The 14,781-nt window shown below is 59.8% G+C and carries 17 protein-coding genes; 12 read left to right on the plus strand and 5 right to left on the minus strand.

Translation table 11 applies throughout. The features are described from left to right. Nucleotides 1–81 precede the first annotated feature (81 nt). Together AC1D35_RS14915 and AC1D35_RS14920 are read left to right on the plus strand one after the other, a co-directional pair. The gene (locus AC1D35_RS14915; RefSeq protein WP_113308831.1) at nt 82–1,131 is read left to right on the plus strand and encodes a glycosyltransferase family 4 protein; all 1,050 of its coding nucleotides are present in this window, start codon (nt 82–84) and stop codon (nt 1,129–1,131) included. A 45-nt stretch (nt 1,132–1,176) separates the two neighbouring features. Further along, nucleotides 1,177–1,989 (plus strand): hypothetical protein, encoded by an 813-nt coding sequence (locus AC1D35_RS14920; RefSeq protein WP_477852520.1) that lies wholly within the window; start codon nt 1,177–1,179, stop codon nt 1,987–1,989. Between the two features lie 74 nt (nt 1,990–2,063). Here the strand turns inward: AC1D35_RS14920 and AC1D35_RS14925 are convergent, their stop codons facing one another. Continuing rightward, complete coding sequence (locus AC1D35_RS14925) at nt 2,064–2,531, minus strand: Lrp/AsnC family transcriptional regulator (protein ID WP_113297613.1); 468 nt, start codon at nt 2,529–2,531, stop codon at nt 2,064–2,066. Between the two features lie 230 nt (nt 2,532–2,761). Between AC1D35_RS14925 and trxB the strand changes: the two genes are divergently transcribed. Together trxB and AC1D35_RS14935 are read left to right on the plus strand one after the other, a co-directional pair. Beyond that, complete coding sequence (gene trxB, locus AC1D35_RS14930; protein WP_113297612.1) at nt 2,762–3,736, plus strand: thioredoxin-disulfide reductase; 975 nt, start codon at nt 2,762–2,764, stop codon at nt 3,734–3,736. A gap of 22 nt (nt 3,737–3,758) precedes the next feature. Continuing rightward, complete coding sequence (locus AC1D35_RS14935) at nt 3,759–4,655, plus strand: LysR family transcriptional regulator VtlR (RefSeq protein WP_112543602.1); 897 nt, start codon at nt 3,759–3,761, stop codon at nt 4,653–4,655. Between the two features lie 28 nt (nt 4,656–4,683). Here the strand turns inward: AC1D35_RS14935 and AC1D35_RS14940 are convergent, their stop codons facing one another. Then, entirely contained in the window at nt 4,684–5,076 is a 393-nt protein-coding gene (locus AC1D35_RS14940) for a hypothetical protein (protein WP_162748481.1), read from the minus strand. Between the two features lie 155 nt (nt 5,077–5,231). Between AC1D35_RS14940 and AC1D35_RS14945 the strand changes: the two genes are divergently transcribed. From AC1D35_RS14945 to AC1D35_RS14960, 4 genes are all read left to right on the plus strand, one after another. Then, nucleotides 5,232–5,525, plus strand: a complete 294-nt coding sequence (locus tag AC1D35_RS14945) for an ArsR family transcriptional regulator (protein ID WP_113297611.1) — start codon at nt 5,232–5,234, stop codon at nt 5,523–5,525. 2 nt (nt 5,526–5,527) lie between these two features. After that, complete coding sequence (locus tag AC1D35_RS14950) at nt 5,528–6,694, plus strand: MFS transporter (protein ID WP_477938822.1); 1,167 nt, start codon at nt 5,528–5,530, stop codon at nt 6,692–6,694. 25 nt (nt 6,695–6,719) lie between these two features. Next, nucleotides 6,720–7,844: an alkene reductase gene (locus AC1D35_RS14955; protein WP_477938824.1), complete on the plus strand. Its 1,125-nt coding sequence runs from the start codon at nt 6,720–6,722 to the stop codon at nt 7,842–7,844. Nucleotides 7,845–7,915: 71 nt separating this feature from the next. Continuing rightward, on the plus strand, nt 7,916–8,713 hold the full coding sequence (locus tag AC1D35_RS14960; protein WP_113308859.1) for an aminoglycoside phosphotransferase family protein: 798 nt from the start codon (nt 7,916–7,918) through the stop codon (nt 8,711–8,713). Here AC1D35_RS14960 and AC1D35_RS14965 read toward each other — a convergent pair. Further along, nucleotides 8,710–9,729, minus strand: coding sequence for an NAD(P)H-binding protein (locus tag AC1D35_RS14965; RefSeq protein ID WP_113308858.1), 1,020 nt, complete (start codon nt 9,727–9,729; stop codon nt 8,710–8,712). The two genes, AC1D35_RS14960 and AC1D35_RS14965, sit on opposite strands and share 4 nt — an antisense overlap. Nucleotides 9,730–9,818: 89 nt before the next feature. Between AC1D35_RS14965 and AC1D35_RS14970 the strand changes: the two genes are divergently transcribed. Then, complete coding sequence (locus AC1D35_RS14970) at nt 9,819–10,727, plus strand: LysR family transcriptional regulator (protein ID WP_113308828.1); 909 nt, start codon at nt 9,819–9,821, stop codon at nt 10,725–10,727. A gap of 37 nt (nt 10,728–10,764) precedes the next feature. On the opposite strand, the gene AC1D35_RS14975 is transcribed toward AC1D35_RS14970, so the two are convergent. Then, on the minus strand, nt 10,765–11,046 hold the full coding sequence (locus tag AC1D35_RS14975) for a DUF2188 domain-containing protein (protein ID WP_113297606.1): 282 nt from the start codon (nt 11,044–11,046) through the stop codon (nt 10,765–10,767). 237 nt (nt 11,047–11,283) lie between these two features. Here AC1D35_RS14975 and AC1D35_RS14980 point away from each other — a divergent pair, with 237 nt between their 5' ends. After that, nucleotides 11,284–12,378 (plus strand): calcium:cation antiporter, encoded by a 1,095-nt coding sequence (locus tag AC1D35_RS14980; protein WP_113308827.1) that lies wholly within the window; start codon nt 11,284–11,286, stop codon nt 12,376–12,378. A gap of 125 nt (nt 12,379–12,503) precedes the next feature. Here AC1D35_RS14980 and AC1D35_RS14985 read toward each other — a convergent pair whose 3' ends face one another. Continuing rightward, complete coding sequence (locus tag AC1D35_RS14985; RefSeq protein ID WP_477938828.1) at nt 12,504–13,706, minus strand: pyridoxal phosphate-dependent aminotransferase; 1,203 nt, start codon at nt 13,704–13,706, stop codon at nt 12,504–12,506. Between the two features lie 385 nt (nt 13,707–14,091). Here AC1D35_RS14985 and AC1D35_RS14990 point away from each other — a divergent pair, with 385 nt between their 5' ends. Both AC1D35_RS14990 and AC1D35_RS14995 read left to right on the plus strand, forming a co-directional pair. Further along, nucleotides 14,092–14,391 (plus strand): hypothetical protein, encoded by a 300-nt coding sequence (locus tag AC1D35_RS14990; RefSeq protein ID WP_113308825.1) that lies wholly within the window; start codon nt 14,092–14,094, stop codon nt 14,389–14,391. Continuing rightward, nucleotides 14,381–14,713: a sortase gene (locus tag AC1D35_RS14995; RefSeq protein WP_113297602.1), complete on the plus strand. Its 333-nt coding sequence runs from the start codon at nt 14,381–14,383 to the stop codon at nt 14,711–14,713. Before AC1D35_RS14990 ends, AC1D35_RS14995 begins: the two co-directional genes overlap by 11 nt. Nucleotides 14,714–14,781 lie beyond the last annotated feature (68 nt).

Raw genomic sequence — 14,781 nt, forward strand, 5'->3', positions numbered from 1 at the left:
CCCCTGGTGGTTCGAAGGCCTACGAAATCCTTTCCGTTTCCTGGGGCTGATCGCCCGCGCCTTTCTCCGCGAGAGCAGCCAGTGCCGGATATCAGTGACGTCGAGATCATCGCGCCCAACCTGAAACGCCGGCTCTCCGGCGTTACGTCCACGATTGTTCAGTTGATCCCCTGCCAGATCCGGCTGGGGATCAGGATCGCAGCCCTCGGCCCCGGTCTTCCGCCACAGCTTCCGCGCCTGAAATGGCCGCAGCTATCAGGCCTCTGGCGTGCGCCCGCCGGGCGCCGCCATCGCGTCTGGCATGCGCGCCGCAACAATGAAATGGCGGCGGGTATCCTGATGCGGCAGGTATTGCGCATGCCGCTGAAGCTCGTCTTCACCTCAGCCGCCCAGCGCCGCCACACGTCCTATACCCGCTGGCTTATCCGCCAGATGGATGCGGTCATCGCCACCAGCAGCCGTTCCGGCTCCTTCCTCAAGGTGCCGCACACAGTCATCCAGCACGGCGTCGATCTCGAACTTTTCCATCCGCCCGAGGGGGCTGACGACACGATAGCCGCAACCGGCCTGCCCGGCCGTTACCTCGTCGGCTGCTTCGGCCGCGTGCGCCATCAGAAGGGCACGGACCTTTTCGTCCAGGCGATGATCGCGCTCTTGCCGCAGCATCCGGACTGGACAGCCGTCATTTCCGGCCGCGTCACGTCGGAACATACGGCATTCGCCGACAAACTGAAGGCAGACATTGCTGCAGCCGGTCTTACCGACCGCATCGTCTTCCTCGGCGAAGTGCCTGATATCAAGGTCTGGTATCGCCGCCTGACGCTCTATGTCGCCCCCTCCCGCAACGAAGGCTTCGGCCTGACGCCGCTGGAGGCCATGGCTTCGAAAACAGCAGTTGTGGCCTCTGACGCCGGCGCTTATGCCGAAATGATCGCGTCCGGCGAGAACGGCATCATCGTACCATCAGGCGATGGCGACGCCCTGACGACAGCGATCGCCACCTATCTTGCCGATCCCACCCTCGCCGCTGCACAGGGTGAGACAGCCCTGCGGCACGTGCAGGAAAATTTCGCGCTGGAAAAGGAAGCGACGGCGATCAACCGGATTTACCAGCAGCTTCTCGACGCGTAAGCCGTTCGTGAGTGACAACAGACATATCAGGCAGGCAGGGACACGGTGATATCGACCGCAAACAATAACGAAACCCTGGTCAACGTGCTCTGCATGAAGTGGGGAACGCTCTACGGCGCCGAATACGTCAACAATCTCTATCGCGGCGTCAAACGGCACCTGAAGCGTCCGCATCGTTACGTCTGCTTCACCGACAATGCGGCAGGCCTCGACGCGGGTATCGAAACCTTCCCCCTGCCGGAGCTTGGTCTGCCCGCGGGCGCCAAGGATCGCCGCTGGCAGAAGCTTGCGCTCTTCCGCCGCGAGCTTGCCGATCTCAGGGGCATCGCCCTCTTCCTCGATCTGGACCTCGTCATCGTCGACGATCTGGAGCCGCTTTTCCAGCATCCCGGCAAATTCTTCATCATCCGCGACGACGATCTTTTCCGGCCAAAGCCACTGCGCAAACTCAAACCCACCCGCGACAAATTCCTGGCCTCAGTCGGCAACAGCTCGGTCTTCCGCTACGAGATCGGCGCCCACGCCTATATTCTCGACACCTACGTCGCCGATCCGGTGGCGGCCATGTCGAACTACGAGATTTCCCAGCAGTTCCAGAGCGCACAGCTCGCAGCGCATGGACATCTGCAATACTGGCCGCGCGAATGGTGCGTGAGCTTCAAGAACGCCTGCGTACCGCACAATATCCAGAGCTTCTGGCGCGATCCTGAGCTGCCGCCGGGCGCAAAGATCGTCGTCTTCGCCGGCAATCCGAAAATGAGCGAGGCCTTTGAGGGCGGCGGACAGAAATGGTATCGCCGCATCGGCAATACAGAGTGGCTGAGCGAGGCCTGGCGCGGGTCGAGCGTGCCGATTTAAGTCGGCATGCTCTCGTTATTCTCTGATGCGCATTCCCGACGGAAAACCGCTTCACACTTTTCCTGGAAATGCTTTTAAAGTTCTACCAGCCCGAGCTTCTTCACCTGTCGGATCGTCAGCATGGTGCGAACGGTATCGACATGCTCGTTGGCCGTCAGTACCTCGATAACGAAATCCTGGAAACGGGTGAGGTTTTGGGCCACGCAATGCAGCAGGAAATCGCTGTCGCCGGAAACCATCCACGCCTGGCGCACCAGCGACCACTCGGCGGTGGCAGCGGCAAAGGCCTTTAGATTGGCTTCGGACTGATGCTTGAGGCCGACCATGCAGAAGGCGACGAGATCGAGCCCGAGCTTCGGGCTGTTCAGCATCGCGTGGTATCCTTCGATGACACCAGCCTCTTCGAGCTTGCGCACCCGGCGCAGGCAGGGCGGCGCTGAAATTCCCACCCGGTCGGCAAGCTCAACGTTGGTCATGCGGCCATCTGACTGCAGTTCCCGCAAAATCTTTATGTCGATGACGTCAAGTTCAGCGCGAACCACGCTTAGGCCTTTCTTTAATTCCCCGCGCGCAGCTTCTATATAAAGCCACGGAATACGCAAGAAAGTTTCAGTCGGATGACGGAATCTTGCACATCGCCTGTATTTGCCTTGTTGGTAATGCAAGGCTGCCCTTGAATAAAAGCATTGGTCGTTCATAAATGGCGATGGGATCGCGAAACGGCCTTATTCGCCTCTTAGCCGCCGCATCCTGCCAGTCGAAAGGAAATTCCATGTCTGCCCGCCATACCAAGGTGCTCATCATCGGCTCCGGACCTGCCGGTTATACGGCAGCGGTCTATGCCGCGCGCGCCATGCTGAAACCGGTTTTGATCGCCGGTCTCGAACAGGGTGGCCAGCTCATGATCACCACCGACGTCGAAAACTATCCGGGCTTTGCCGACCCCATACAGGGTCCCTGGCTGATGGATCAGATGCTGCAGCAGGCCCAGCATGTCGGCGCCGAAATCGTCAACGACCTCGTGACCGAAGTCGATCTCAACCAGCGCCCCTTCGTTGCCCGCACCGATAGCGGCCAGGTCTGGACCGCCGATACGCTTGTTATCGCGACAGGCGCCAAGGCCAAGTGGCTCGGTATCGAAAGCGAGCAGCATTTCCAGGGTTTTGGCGTTTCTGCCTGCGCCACCTGCGATGGCTTCTTCTATCGCAACAAGGATGTGATCGTGGTCGGCGGCGGCAACAGCGCCGTCGAGGAAGCGCTCTATCTCTCCAACATCGCGAAGTCGGTCACCGTCGTGCATCGCCGCGACGGCTTCCGCGCGGAAAAGATCCTGCAGGAACGCCTTTTCTCCAAGGAGAACGTCAAGATTCTCTGGAATACCGAGGTCGCCGAGATCACGGGCACGCCGGCAAAGCCCCCCATGCCGCCGTCCGTTTCCGGTGCTCGCCTGCGCGATACGCGCACCGGTGTCGTCACCGATGTCGTCATTGACGGCGTCTTCGTGGCGATCGGTCACGCGCCGGCAACCGAACTTTTCAAGGGCAAACTGAAGCTGAAGGACAATGGCTATCTCTGGACCGCACCGGACTCGACTGCGACCAGCCTGGAGGGTGTCTATGCCGCAGGCGACGTGACGGACGATACATTCCGCCAGGCGATCACCGCCGCAGGCTTGGGATGCATGGCCGCCCTCGAGGCAGAACGTTATCTGACGGGCCATATGCCCGTTGCCGTAGCAGCGGAGTAATAGTGGCATGAGGGGTGGGGGAATGCCATTGGACTGGGACAAGCTGCGTATTTTTCACGCAGCTGCCGAAGCCGGATCGTTTACGCATGCGGCCGACAAGCTTCATCTGTCCCAGTCAGCGATCAGCCGTCAGGTCAGCGCGCTCGAGCAGGATGTGGGTACCAAGCTCTTCCACCGCCATGCGCGCGGCCTGATCCTCACCGAACAGGGCGAGTTGCTTTACCGCACCGCCCATGACGTGCTGCTGAAGCTCGAAACCGTGAAGATGCAGTTGACCGAGACGACGGAAACGCCGTCCGGCAAGCTGCGCGTCACCACCACGGTCGGTCTCGGCCAGGGCTGGCTGACCGACAAGATCCAGGAATTCCTGCAGCTCTATCCTGACGTTCAGATCCAGCTCATCCTCGACAACGAGGAAGTGGATGTGAACATGCGTCATGCCGATTGCGCCATCCGCCTTCGCCAGCCGCAGCAGTCCGATCTCATCCAGCGCAAGCTCTTCACCGTGCATATGCACGTCTATGCGGCCCCCTCCTACATCAATCGCCACGGCGAGCCGCAGACGATTGAGGATCTGGACAACCACCGCATCATCACCTTCGGCGAACCGGCGCCGAATTACCTGCTCGACGTCAACTGGCTGGAAATCGCCGGCCGCTCGTCGGACAACAAGCGCATTCCGCACCTGCAGATCAACAGCCAGACCTCCATCAAGCGCGCCTGCCTGCTTGGCATCGGCATTGCCTGCCTGCCGGATTATATTGTCGGCCGAGACCCGGGTCTGATCCAGCTGGCGATCAATGCCGACGTTCCCTCCTTCGATACCTATTTCTGCTATCCGGACGAGATCAAGAACGCCGCCAAGCTGAAGGCTTTCCGCGATTTCATCGTCAGCAAGGCCCGCAACTGGAACTTCTGATTTCCACTTTTACGGAATGAATTTCAAATCATGCAGCCCACGCATGACTGACATGCACAAAAAAGGGTTGCCGTTTGCTCATTAAAGCACCATATCGCTTATAGCTGATGCACACGGTGGCTTTTCCTCCCAGTTCCACCGCATTAGCTGTTCCCCTCTGGAGGTTTTTGACCTTCACACTTATAAGGGCCCTGGTTTTCCGGTGGCCCTCTTTTTTTGCCTGAATTTTACCTTTTGCCTCAATTTTTGTCGGCAGATACCGCAATGCGGAAAAATTTGTGCAGTGCATAGCTGGCATGCACAAAAAACTATTGAAAGCTGCACAAGGAAGCACCATATCGCACATAGCTGATGCATTTGGTGGTTTCTCTCCCAGTGCCACCGCGTTGGCTGTTCCCCTCTGGAGGTTTTTGACCTTCACACTTAAAAGGGCCCTGGTTTTTCCGGTGRCCCTCTTTTTTTGCCCGTTTTTTTAGCAGCCTGAGAAAAACTCCAGCTCACGCCTCCGTGATTTGCATATCGAAAATCGTCGATCCATATATCGAGAAAATCCGATTTATACTTCGATGAACGACGATGGACAAAGACGAGATTCTCAAGGCGCTGGCCAACCCTGCCCGGATGGACATCCTCAACTGGCTCAAGAACCCGGAAGAGCACTTTCCGACGCAGGAACACCCGTTTGAAATGGGCGTCTGCGCCAGCCAGTTCGAACGCTGCGGCCTTTCCCAGTCCACGGTGTCTGCGCACCTGGGCACCCTTCACCGCGCCGGCCTCGTCACCAGCAAGCGCGTCGGCCAATGGATCTTCTACAAGCGCAATGAAGAAACGATCGCGACCTTCCTCCAGCAGCTAACGCAGGATCTGTAATCATGCCCCTTGCCCTGCTCGTTCTTGCCTTGAGCTCTTTTGCGATAGGCACCACCGAATTTGTCATCATGGGCCTTCTGCCGGAAGTCGCAGCCGACCTCTCTGTCACGATCCCTGAGGCCGGCTGGCTGGTGACGGGTTATGCGCTGGCCGTCGCACTCGGCGCGCCCATCATGGCAGTCTCGACCGCCAAGCTGAAGCGTCGCTCGGCCCTTATCATGCTGATGGCCTTCTTCATCGCCGGCAACCTGCTCTGCGCCATTGCCCCTAACTACTGGGTGCTGATGATCGCTCGCATCGTTACCGCCCTTTGCCACGGCGCCTTCTTCGGCATTGGTTCGATCGTGGCGGCCAATCTCGTCAGCGAAGACCGTAAGGCCCGCGCCGTGGCCTTGATGTTTACCGGCCTGACGCTGGCAAATGTGCTGGGCGTCCCGCTCGGCACCGCGATCGGTCAGGCCTATGGTTGGCGCTCCACCTTCTGGGTGGTCACTGTCATAGGCATCGTCACCATCGCCGGCCTGATCGCAATCCTGCCAAAAGACAAAAAGGAAGAGCAGAGCAGCATCCTGCGAGAGATCGCCGCACTGCGGAATGGCCGCCTCTGGATGGCGCTGTCGGTCACCGTCTTCTTCTCGGCGTCGATGTTCACGCTGTTCACCTATATCGCCCCGCTGCTACGTGACGTCACCGGCGTCTCGCCTGAAGGTGTCACCTGGACACTGTTCCTGATCGGCCTTGGTCTGACGGTCGGCAATCTTATCGGTGGCAAGCTGGCGGACTGGCGTCTTGGCGCCACCCTCGCCGGCGTCTTTGCCGCTATCGCCCTCACCTCCGCAGTCTTCTTCTATACGAGCCGCTTCTTTATCCCGGCGGAAATCACCCTCTTCTTGTGGGCAGCGGCAAGCTTTGCAGCCGTGCCCGCCCTGCAGGTCGGCGTGGTGGGTTTCGGCAAGGATGCGCCCAATCTCGTCTCGACCATCAATATCGGCGCCTTCAACACTGGCAATGCTCTTGGCGMCTGGGTCGGCGGCATGGTCATCGATGCCGGCCTCGATCTCACCCGCGTTCCCCTCGCCGCATCCGCCATGGCCCTCATCGGCCTTACCGCCACTGTTCTCACCTATCTCTCCGGCCGGGCGCAGACTGCCCCCGCTGCCGCCGAGTAATCCCCCCAAGAAGAAAGGACCTTTCATGGCCAAGCTTTTCCAGCCGACGCAGATCGGCGATATTGCCCTCAAGAACCATATCGTCATGGCGCCGCTCACCCGTAACCGCTCGCCGGGCGCAATCCCGAATGACGTGAACGTCGAATATTATAGCCAGCGCGCCACTGCTGGCCTGATCATCACCGAGGCGACCGCCATCACGCATCAGGGCCAGGGTTATGCCGATGTTCCCGGCCTCTACAGCAAGGAAGCACTCGACGGCTGGAAGCGCGTGACGGATGCAGTCCATGCCGAAGGCGGCAAGATCGTCGTGCAGATGTGGCACGTCGGCCGTATTTCCCACACCACGCTGCAGCCTGATAACGGCAAGCCGGTCTCCTCGACGAACCGTGTCGCCAAGGCGAAGACCTATCTCGTCAACGCTGATGGCACCGGCGCCTTCGCCGATACTTCCGAGCCCCGCGCGCTCGAGGCCTCTGAAATCCCCGGCATCATCGAGGATTATCGCAAGGCGGCCCGTGCTGCGATCGATGCTGGCTTTGATGGTGTCGAGATCCACGGTGCCAACGGCTACCTGCTCGATCAGTTCATGCGCGACGGCGTCAACGACCGCACCGACGAATATGGCGGCTCGATCGAAAACCGCACCCGCTTCACCTTCCAGGTCGTCGAGGCAGTAACCAGGGAAATCGGCGCCCGCCGCACCRCAATCCGCATTTCGCCGGTCACGCCCTCGGGCGAATCCTATGATTCCAACCCGCAGGCGCTCTTCACCCATGTTATCGAAGGCCTCGCCAAGTACGACCTAGCCTATATCCATGTCGTGGAAGGCCAGACCGGAGGCGAGCGCGATTATCGCCAGGGCGACAACCCGTCCTTCGACTACAAGGCGCTGCGCGCTGCCTATGAAAAGGCCGGCGGCAAAGCTGCCTGGATGGTCAACAACGGCTATGTCAGGGACATGGCGATCGAAACCGTCGAAACCGGCAAGGCCGATCTCGTCGCCTTCGGGAAGCCCTTCATCTCCAATCCTGACCTCGTCGAGCGTCTGGAAAAGAACCTGCCGCTCAACACGCCGGATCAGTCCACTTTCTACGGTGGCGGCGCCAAGGGCTATATTGACTATCCGCTGCTCGAAAAGGTCGCCTGATCTTTCACGAAACGAAATCCCGCCATCCGGCGGGATTTCCATTTCTGCGAGTCACCGCTAGCATGCGGCTCATGTTCTCGCCCTATCTCGAACGCTGGTCGCTGACAACAGACGGCGAACCCATCATCACCCATTCAAGCCGCCTCCTGCCGGTCATCTGGCGGGACAATAGAGCCATGCTGAAAGTCGCAACTCACAGCAGCGAGCGCGAAGGCGCATTGCTGATGCAGTGGTGGAACGGCGATGGCGCGGCTCACGTCTATGCCCAGGAGGATGACGCGGTGCTGCTGGAACGCGCTGCGGATAAACGCTCACTGCTGCAGATGGCAATGAACGGCGAGGATGACGAGGCAAGCCGCATCATGGTCCGCACAGCGGCAAAGCTGCATACGCCGCGCCCGACACCCCTTCACGACTCCACGCCGTTAAAGCGCTGGTTCCGCGATCTGGAGCCAGCTGCACTCACCCACAGCGGCACCTTTGCCGAGTGCTGGAAGATCGCAAGCGCCCTGCTGGCCGATCCACAGCAGCTCAGCATTCTTCACGGCGACATCCACCACCGCAACATCCTCGACTTCGGCGAACGGGGCTGGCTGGCGATCGATCCCAAGCGTCTTTATGGCGAACGTGGCTACGACTTTGCCAATATCTTTGCCAACGAAGACCTGCCGACCACAACGGATCCTGCCCGTCTGAGGCGTCAGCTTCCGATCGTCTCCGAGGGGGCCGATATCGAGCCATCAAGGCTGCTCAAGTGGATCGTCGCCTATTCCGGCCTTTCCTCCGCCTGGTTCCTCGAAGATGATGACCACGTCTCGGCGGAAAAGCCTCTGACGGTCGCCCGCATCGCGCTTGCCGAACTCGCTTAACTTGCCTTCTCGCCATGGGAGAGAAGCGCCGCCGTCGTCGTTGAACGTGCCTCCGGCAGGGATCCCTGTGCGATAAGCGTGGCCTGAACGGCCTCGTCGATAGGAGTGTGCGGCTCGGTTCCGAGTTCGGTGACCAGCTTGTCGTTTCTCATGCGCAGCGATACTTTCCAGAGATAACGCATCTCCTTCAATTCATGCATGACAGTCATGAAGGGAGCAAGCAGCGGCACGATGAACCACGGAAAACGGCTGACCCTCGCCTTGCCGCCGGCAACGCGCCTGACCGCCTCCGCCATTTGCCGGCCATCACCATCCCAGAAGCCGTTCATGTGATAGCAGGCGAAAGCCGGCAGGCGCTCGGCCCGCTCGACGAGCTGCACCATCGTCTCGGCGACGTCGGGCAGATAGGCCCATTGGTGCCCGATGCCGGGCATTGCCGGATTTTTGATGATACCAACAGGCTTGCCCGGCGTGGCGAAAGCGGCGGAGAACCAGCTGTTGCCCGTGGCGCCGGGTCCGAAGAAATCCCCTGCCCGCACGACGATGACACCGATGCCGGTTTCAGAAGCTGCCTTCAATCGCTTCTCCATCTCGACACGGATCTTGCCCTTCTTCGTCACCGGATGCTGCGGGCTGTCCTCGGTCACGACGCCGAAGGCGTCCGGCCCGAAATTATAGACCGTGCCCGGCAGCACGATGCGGGCGCCGACGGCGCGGGCCGCGGCAATCGTATTGTCCAGCATCGGCAGAACCAGCTTCTCCCAGTCGCGATAGCCTGGCGGATTGACGGCATGGACGATCAGGCTTGCGCCCTCCGCGGCCTTGCGCACATCGGCCGCGTTCATCGCGTCGCCCTGCACCCACTCGAAACCCTGCTCACTCCCCTTCGCAGCGTTTCGGTTGAGCGCCCTCACCTTCCAGCCGCGCGCCTGCAGCTTGCGGGCGACGGCGCCGCCTATGCCGCCGGTAGCGCCGAGAACAAGCGCCAGCTTCCTGTCCTGATATTCGCTGCTCATGATCATCTCCTTGTTCGATGAGACGACTATGCGTCCATGAGCAGATAAACAAAATTGACGAAATAAGTTGCATAGCTATACATAATTATATGGACACCGAACCAAGCTGGGATTTCTACCGCTCCTTTCTCACCGTACTCCGCCACGGATCGCTTTCGGCTGCGGCTCGCGAGCTCGGTCTGACGCAGCCGACGATCGGTCGCCATATTGATGCTCTGGAAGAAGCGGTCGGCGCCGAGCTTTTCATCCGCTCGTCAAACGGCCTGCTGCCGACCGACGTGGCGCTCGATCTGCAACCCTATGCGGAAACACTGGCGACAACAGCCGCTGCACTTCTGCGCACGGCATCCAGCCGGCGCGACACGGTGGAAGGCACCGTGCGCATCAGCGCCAGCGAGGTGATGGGCATCGAAGTGCTGCCGCCGATCATCGCCGATCTGCAGGAAGCATATCCCGGATTGCAGGTGGAGCTGTCGGCCTCCGATACGCTGGAAGACCTCATGAATCGCGAAGCGGACATTGCCGTGCGCATGGCCGAGCCACAGCAGGATGCGCTGCTGGTGCGCCGCATCGGCGATATCCCGCTCGGCTTTCACGCGCATCGCCGTTATCTGGAGCGCCACGGCACGCCTCAGACCATGTCCGAGCTCGCCGGCCATCGCCTCATCGGCTTCGACCGGCAGACGGCCTATATCCGCATGATGCGCAAACTCTACCCGCTGGCGGATGAACTCACCTATGCCTTCCGCACCAGCAACCATCTCGCGCATCTGGCCGCCATCCGCGCCGGTATAGGCATTGGTATCTGCCAGACGGGACTTGTCCGTCCGAACCCCGATCTCGTCCACATTCTGGCTGAAGAATTCGAAATCCCGCTCGGCACATGGGTCGCGATGCACGAGAGCCTCAAGACCGCTCCCCGCTGCCGCGTCACCTTCGACGCGCTGGTGAAGGGGCTGCTGAACTATATCAGGTCATGCACGGAAGCGCGCGTCTGACAACACATCCGATGAGGCCGCAAGGCCGACGACACTATCAGGGCTCGGGCGAAACCTCGGGGGGGTGGCTCTTCGAAACCCCGTCCACGACCTCTGTTTCCGGACGATCACCGCCTTCGGCATATTCCTCATGCCACTTGCCTTGGGCGTCCTGCCAGCTGATCTCGGCGGAATCGCCGCCGACCTGCTGCTCGGCCGCGACGATACGGGCAGCCTCCAGCGCTTCGGCATGGGACGGAAATGCTTCGGAATAGACGTCTCCGAGCTTGTAGGCCCAGCCGCCGTCATGCGGCACGACTTCGTAGACCACCTTGACCATGCATGTCTCTCCTCTTCTTCTTGCGCATCCGTCCGCTTCCGGATCGGCTCCGGTTCCAGCGCGGGTCGCTTGAGAAGATTTCGAGGACGCCGCGATCTGTTTGCCGGCTGCCGTATGACAGGCAGTATTCCATTAAACGCTGAAGACTGCAAATTTCATCGACCACGGGTGTGCTTGCGAAGAAAATACATCGGCCTAGATTTCGCAGAAGAATCAAAATCGGCACTGGTGGCGGAAATGGCATTGCACCTTAAAGAAGAAAAATTTCTGATCGTGGCCGCAGTCGTCGCGGTTATCGCCTACCTGCTGGAACATGCGCTGATGGAGGGCGGCAGGGGGATCGCTCTTGCTGCGGCGGTGGCGCTGATTGCGACCATCGTTCTCGCCTCCATGCGCGTCGCCCACCATGCCGAGCTCTTGGCCGTCAAGGTTGGCGATCCCTATGGTACGATGATCCTGACACTCTCGGCCGTCGCCGTTGAGGTGATCATCCTCGCCATCATGATGAACAGCGAGGATAGCTCGCCGACCCTGGTGCGTGACACGATCTATTCGGCGCTCATGCTCGATATCAACGGCATTCTTGGCCTTGCCGCTCTGCTCGGTGGCCTTAAGCATGGCGAGCAGCCCTATAACGACAACTCGGGCAAGACCTATGGCGTGATGATCCTGACGGCCATGGGCATCTCGATGATCGTTCCGGAATTCGTGCCTCATGACAAATGGCACTATTATTCCGGCTTCACCATCATAGCGATGATCGCCCTCTATGGCCTGTTCCTCCGTATGCAGGTCGGTCAGCACAGTTACTTCTTCTCCTACAGCTATCCGCGCTCGGAACGGCAAAAGGAACATCCCGACGAACACCATCAAGAAGGTTCGGTCGCGACCTCGATCACGATCATTCTCATCGGCGTCGTCATCATCGGCACGCTTGCCGAATTCATGTCGGGCTTCATGACCGAGGGCCTGCGGGACACCGGCGCACCGATCGCTGTGACCGCCATTGTCGTTGCGGCAATCTCTGCCGCACCGGAAATCCTGACAGCGCTGCGGGCAGCACTCCGCAACCGCATGCAGGCGACCGTGAACATCGCCATGGGCGCTTCGCTGTCGACCGTCATTCTCACCGTACCTGTCATGGAAGCGATCGCGCTCTATACCGGCCAGCCCTTCGTCATGGCCATGTCGCCGGTGCAGACCGTGATGGTGGCGATTACTCTGATTGCCGCCGCCATCAACCTCAACGACGGCGAGACGAATGCCATCGAAGGCATGACCCATTTCATCCTCTTCGCCACCTTCATCATGCTGACGGCGATCGGACTTTGAATCTGAAATCAGCGACTTAACGCGACAAGCGGATTCATTTTCGCAGCGCGTTAAACCAGAAGGTCAGGCAAACAAAAAGCCCACCATCTCCGGCGGGCTTTTTCAATGAGACTGGCAGTCGCCGATTACTTGCAGGCGCCGCAGAAGCGCTGGATGCGGCGGCACGCTTCTTCCAGAAGGTCTTCCGAGGTCGCGTAGGAGATGCGGAAGTTCGGGCCGAGGCCGAAGGCCGARCCGTGAACSACGGCRACGCCTTCCGATTCCAGCARYTCSGTGACGAAGTCYTCGTCGGTCTCGATSACCTTGCCSGACGGMGCCGTCTTGCCGATCAGRCCCTTGCACGACGGATAGACGTAGAAGGCGCCTTCCGGAACCGGGCAGGAAATGCCCTTGGCCTGRTTYAGCATGGARACSACSAGATCGCGGCGACCTTCGAAGATCTTCTTGTTGGCCGGGATGAAGTCCTGCGGGCCGTTCAGCGCCTCGACGGCTGCCCACTGGGCGATCGACGTCGTGCCCGAGGTCTGCTGGCCCTGGATCATATCCATCGCTTTGATGAGCTGGATCGGGCCGGCCGCATAACCGATACGCCAGCCGGTCATGGCATAGGCCTTGGAGACGCCGTTCATCGTCAGCGTACGATCGTAAAGCGACGGCTCGACTTCCACCGGGGTCGCGAACTTGAAGTCGCCATAGGTCAGGTGYTCGTACATGTCGTCGGTCAGCACCCAGACATKCGGATGCTTGACSAGMACGTCCGTCAGYGCCTTCAGCTCGTCATGCGTATAGGCAGCGCCCGACGGGTTSGACGGCGAGTTGAACATGAACCACTTGGTCTTCGGCGTGATCGCCTTTTCGAGATCGGCAGCCTGGAGCTTGAAGTTGTTCTCCTGCGTCGTCGCGACGAAAACCGGCGTGCCGCCGCAAAGGGCAACGATCTCGGGATAGGAAACCCAATAGGGTGTCGGGATGACCACTTCGTCGCCGGCATTCAGCGTCGCCATGAAGGCGTTGAAGAGAATGTGCTTGCCGCCGGTGCCGACGATCGTCTGCTCCCAGCTATAGTCGAGATTGTTCTCGCGCTTGAACTTGGCGGCAATCGCCTTGCGCAGTTCCGGGATACCCGAGATCGGCGTGTACTTGGTTTCGCCGCGGCGGATCGCGTCGATCGCTGCTTCCTTGATATTATCGGGCGTATCGAAATCCGGCTCGCCGGCGCCAAGCCCGATCACGTCACGTCCTTTTGCTTTCAGCTCGCGCGCTTTCTGGGCGACGGCGATGGTGGCTGAAGGCTTCACGCGGGAAAGGGCATCGGCAAGGAAGGCCATGATATCGGTCCTACAAGGTTGAAACGGGCAGAAGGCCGGGACCGGAGTTCTGCGCTAAGCTCTATGTCCAATGTATGACATCATTTCAAGCGCAAAGGCGTGATGGGGACAATGATTCTTATTGATCAATTGCCTCAGCTGCACCCTGAAATCTGAACCGGCCTTCGCCGACCGTATGCGGTCGGCTCGCTCAGCGTCTGAAGAACTTGAATCAGTTTCTGAAGCCGGCTCTGTTTTATTCCTTAAAATCAAGGTTATCGCCCGTTTACCATTTGCCACGATTAAGCCGCAACAAATGCTGCGGCATGCCGCAATTCGGTCGTGAGAGCGCCGAGATCAAACCGGTATTCTACCACCATCCGACATTGGTCATTGAGGGTATGCCATGTTTCTGGAAGACGAGCGCGCTGCGGGACGCCTGCGCGCAAGCCGGGTTTCCCTGTCGCTGATGGTGGCAGTCATTACTTTCGCATGCTGCGTCGTTGCGACGTTCGGCCTTTTTTCAGTCGCCGAAGCAGCACCGCCCATGGCCTCCAGCGCCCTTCAGCCAAGCCATGCCGACCAGACGATCACCCAGGGCCTGACTGTACTTTTTGCCGCTTTCGTCGCCGCGAACGGTTTTGCCATCTGGCTGCGGCGCATCAAGGGTCTCGTTGTTTCCGGAGGCAAGCGCGATGCCCGGTAAATCGCGGCGGACAAGCTGGAACGATGATGAAGACGTGTTCGAGCCGCTGCCGACCTACATGGAGCTTGCCATGGCTGCCGCGGTGGCCCACGAAACGCCGACAGCACCGCAGAGACCCCGCCTCCCCGGACTTTCGATCATCGAGAAACTGGTCGCCGTCGGCATCGTGTGCCTTGCCTTCTACGGCATGGCGCTGATCGGCTGCGGGCTTTTCCTGAAGGCTGAAGCGAAGCGCACCGGCTTCGTCACACAAAGGATGATGAGTGCGGAGCTGCAATATGCTGACTTCGATACCCGCTTCCCTCCCCGTGTGACCAACTGACCTCCTCTCATTCAACCCGAGAACACAAAACCGTTATGGGCTCCCCAATACGGTTGAAGCGTCCCATG

This window comes from Rhizobium sp. P1_E6 (genome assembly GCF_056405875.1).

Coding starts and splice junctions, on each gene's coding strand:
- trxB (WP_113297612.1), top strand. CDS start 2,762: ATGTCTGCCCGCCATACCAAGGTGCTCATCATCGGCTCCGGACCTGCC.
- AC1D35_RS14935 (WP_112543602.1), top strand. CDS start 3,759: ATGCCATTGGACTGGGACAAGCTGCGTATTTTTCACGCAGCTGCCGAA.
- AC1D35_RS14945 (WP_113297611.1), top strand. CDS start 5,232: ATGGACAAAGACGAGATTCTCAAGGCGCTGGCCAACCCTGCCCGGATG.
- AC1D35_RS14960 (WP_113308859.1), top strand. CDS start 7,916: ATGTTCTCGCCCTATCTCGAACGCTGGTCGCTGACAACAGACGGCGAA.
- AC1D35_RS14965 (WP_113308858.1), bottom strand. CDS start 9,729: ATGAGCAGCGAATATCAGGACAGGAAGCTGGCGCTTGTTCTCGGCGCT.
- AC1D35_RS14970 (WP_113308828.1), top strand. CDS start 9,819: ATGGACACCGAACCAAGCTGGGATTTCTACCGCTCCTTTCTCACCGTA.
- AC1D35_RS14975 (WP_113297606.1), bottom strand. CDS start 11,046: ATGGTCAAGGTGGTCTACGAAGTCGTGCCGCATGACGGCGGCTGGGCC.
- AC1D35_RS14980 (WP_113308827.1), top strand. CDS start 11,284: ATGGCATTGCACCTTAAAGAAGAAAAATTTCTGATCGTGGCCGCAGTC.
- AC1D35_RS14990 (WP_113308825.1), top strand. CDS start 14,092: ATGTTTCTGGAAGACGAGCGCGCTGCGGGACGCCTGCGCGCAAGCCGG.
- AC1D35_RS14995 (WP_113297602.1), top strand. CDS start 14,381: ATGCCCGGTAAATCGCGGCGGACAAGCTGGAACGATGATGAAGACGTG.